This window comes from Nostoc sp. CALU 546 (assembly GCF_048836525.1).
This window is the reverse complement of sequence record NZ_JAWJTF010000278.1, coordinates 1-2,697: the sequence shown is the minus strand read 5'-3', so window position 1 is coordinate 2,697 and position 2,697 is coordinate 1. Positions and strand designations below refer to the sequence as shown.

Below are 2,697 nucleotides of genomic sequence, written 5' to 3'. Positions count from 1 at the left end.
CACGCCGAACGCCACGTGTCTTGTCACGCCTACTAACACGCCGCCGAACGCCACGCCGAACGCCACGTGTCTTGCCACGCCGAACGCCACGCTTACCGCCACGCTTACCGCCACACCTACCGCCACGCCTAATGCCACGCCGAACGCCACGCCGAACGCCACGCCGAACGCCACGCCGAACATCACGCGTCTCACCACGCCGAACACCACGCCGCCTAATGCCACGCCTAATGCCACGCCGAACGCCACGCCGAACGCCACGCCGGACGCCACGCTTACCGCCACGCTTACCACCACGCCTAACGCCACGCCTAACGCCACGCCGAACCAGTCAATGGGAACATTTATCTGCACGACTGCCCTCATGTCTTCCGCCACAATATGGAAGTAAATAGGAACTCTTACAGTCTGAAAAATTAAGCCTATGGCTACGGGTGTAATTACTGTTAAAACTAATCCTTGAAAAAGTAACTGACGTTGGATAGCATTTTGACGCAATAACTCCCATCCTTTCCGCCAATTCATTTCCCCTTCAGGAATATACCCACCCCCAAATCTGTCCACATACCACCGTAAAGCCTGGGGAAAGAAAAACACCCAATACAAAAGGCGCAGATAATCCAAGGGGTTCCACAAAGAGAGGGGACGCTTCAACTTGGGCGCTAAGTCTAGGCGGGGTACAGGGGTCATTATTCAACCTCCATCTTCGCCCGTGAAGAACCTAACCCCCCAGCCCCCTTCCCTATGAGGGAAGGGGGAGTAGGAGTAATCTTGCTCCCCTCCCCTCGCAGGGGAGGGGTTGGGGGAGAGGTCAAAGCGGTGTCATTCATTGCAAACTCTCCACATACCGCGAATAAGTTCGATAACACAATTGCATCAGTTGGCGAGGATGTCCGCCACTTTCTTGGATGAGTCGGATGATTTCTTCTTCTGTAAAACTCACAGAAGTTCTAGCCAAACGGTTGGTAATAAAAGCACGCATAGTAGCTTCATCCCAAGGATGAATGTGTTCCTCTTGGCAAATACCTGCTAACGGAGAAGTATTACCTTGCTCCTGACTATCGTTAAAAAGGTTGTTGAGGGGTTCGGTGGCAGCTAAAATCAGCTTCAACGGAGCATTACTTCCTTCAGCTAAACCGCGCAAATAATCCCTTATGTTGCGAGTAAAACCTTCGCCTGTAAGCTTTCCTACATTGTCTAGAGCCAGTAGTATTTTATGATTTCGCAAATTGCGGGTTAACTGATAGTCTTTACTTTCGGGTATACCAATCTCGTGGCACAAGGCACTATAAAATTGACTTTCATTATGAAGTAAATTCAGGTCTAAGAAAACTGGCTGACGTTTAACGTTTAGACGAGTTTCTGCTTCTTGACAAATCATCCATAGCAGCGAGGATTTACCAATTCCCTCCTCCCCAATTAAAACGACACTACTACCGCTATTTAGTACCTCTAATACTCGCCGGATTTCGCCCTCTCGGTCAAAGAATAGATACTTTTCTTCTACTCTGCCATTAAGGGGAATGAAGGGATTATGATTTAGCTCTGATTGACTATTATTGACTAGCTTTTGAGAGGTAATAAAATCAGATTTTGGCGCAGTGATATAAGGTACTTTCTTAGGATAGTGATTGTGATTTTTATTAAAAAAATTTTTAATTTCTTCGCGAAAATTTCTTTTATCAAGATCGTATATATCTAAAACTGTTTTAATCTTATCAATTAAATTTTTGCCTATTTCTTTTAAATATTGTTCTGTATATGGTTTGGCAGTAGGATTAGACTTCTTTATTTTAGAAGGCATTTGACTATAATTCATCCCTTGCCAACTTAGTAGAAAAACTTTTTCTTCTAACTTGCCCAGTAATACTACTTTTCCTTTCCTCTCCTCAAATATTTGCTTAATAGATTCTAATGCTTCTTCAGCTTCCATTTAACCTGGTTAAGTTGGTAGAGTAAAGTTAAAACCTGGATATAAGCTTAGTATTTTACAGCAAAACCTACGTAATCCTACGTCTATGTAGACATTCTTTGTATTTATGACCTAATCCTACATTTACCTACATCCTACGTATAACTATGGACTACAGGCGAGTATAGAGACATCCCAACAAGAGAGGAGTGCAAAACGATGTCTACTTACTATGCTGAAAATGAAAATTTACCCGTGCAGCAACAGCCAACAGATAAATCTCTAGATATTCCCAGCCAGACAAACAATACAGAACAACTTCTCGATATTGCTGAAAACATTACTGCTGCTTTAAACAAATCAGAGACAGTAGAATTAGTTCAAGCTGGAGGTCAAACAGCAGAAAATATTTTTAAAGTCTTAGTTCAATATGGTGGTAAACCAGTTGCAATTATCCTGGCTACTGCTGTTCTTATTGCAGCTACGGCTATACCAATCTTAGCTGTAAAGGTATCTCTGGGTCATATAACTCCAATCCATAATAGTTCCCAGACAAAATGATAGTTTTGTGTTGGGTTGCGATTTGCTTAACCCAACCTACATTTTATTTGTGAGCTATCAAATATTAAAAAGGGGCAGGCTTTTCGTCCACTGGTGTCAACTTCAGCCAAAAGTAGCGTACTGATTGGGTGTTGTTCACCCGCCAGGGATTGTAAATCCCTGACTAATTGCTCAAGTCTACTGAAGTAGACTGAAAATTTTTGCGCTATGAAGTCCTTTTCAGA

General features: G+C 43.4%; 2 protein-coding genes and 1 pseudogene. 1 reads left to right on the top strand and 2 read right to left on the bottom strand.

What is annotated here, in order from left to right; all coding sequences use genetic code 11:
• Both RRG12_RS42665 and RRG12_RS42660 read right to left on the bottom strand, forming a co-directional pair.
• Positions 1-690 (bottom strand): annotated as a pseudogene (locus tag RRG12_RS42665) (ATP-binding protein); the annotation flags it as partial.
• Positions 691-826: 136 nt separating this feature from the next.
• Positions 827-1,933: an AAA family ATPase gene (locus RRG12_RS42660; protein WP_420763255.1), complete on the bottom strand. Its 1,107-nt coding sequence runs from the start codon at positions 1,931-1,933 to the stop codon at positions 827-829.
• A gap of 198 nt (positions 1,934-2,131) precedes the next feature.
• Between RRG12_RS42660 and RRG12_RS42655 the strand changes: the two genes are divergently transcribed.
• The gene (locus tag RRG12_RS42655; protein WP_069069662.1) at positions 2,132-2,473 is read left to right on the top strand and encodes a hypothetical protein; all 342 of its coding nucleotides are present in this window, start codon (positions 2,132-2,134) and stop codon (positions 2,471-2,473) included.
• The last annotated feature ends 224 nt before the right edge of the window (positions 2,474-2,697 follow it).